This window comes from Salegentibacter maritimus, assembly GCF_016236975.1.
Lineage (GTDB): Bacteria > Bacteroidota > Bacteroidia > Flavobacteriales > Flavobacteriaceae > Salegentibacter > Salegentibacter maritimus.
Genome location: NZ_JAEHNY010000037.1, coordinates 1 through 344 on the forward strand (window position 1 = coordinate 1; position 344 = coordinate 344).

Sequence of the window (344 nt, forward strand, 5' to 3'; positions counted from 1 at the left end):
TTGTACCGCCTATTTGGCCATTGGTAGGTTCTATAACTATTCCTGGCGGAGCGCCAATTATGCTATAACTTAAATTACCATCGCCCCCACTGGCGGAAACCACCAAACTACCATCTAACACATCGCCCTCAAAATTAACCTGATCGTTAAGAGCCGTTACATTGATGGGCGTATCGGGCACCTGAGAAGACACCCCTAAAATCTCTATGCCATTAATCAATGGATTTTCTACCGCACCGTGAATAAATGCAATCTCTAAAAGGCCATCGGTTACTTCTACTTCTTCTACAAACACCCCTCCTACCTGGTGACCAAATTGTGCAGAAAGGTCTACAGCCTGAAGG

Annotated in this window: 1 protein-coding gene; it reads right to left on the reverse strand. The window is 45.3% G+C overall.

All coding sequences use genetic code 11. The features are described 5' to 3' along the window. On the reverse strand, positions 1-344 hold a 344-nt coding region (locus I6U50_RS15785), incomplete at both ends, for a hypothetical protein (protein ID WP_198639558.1).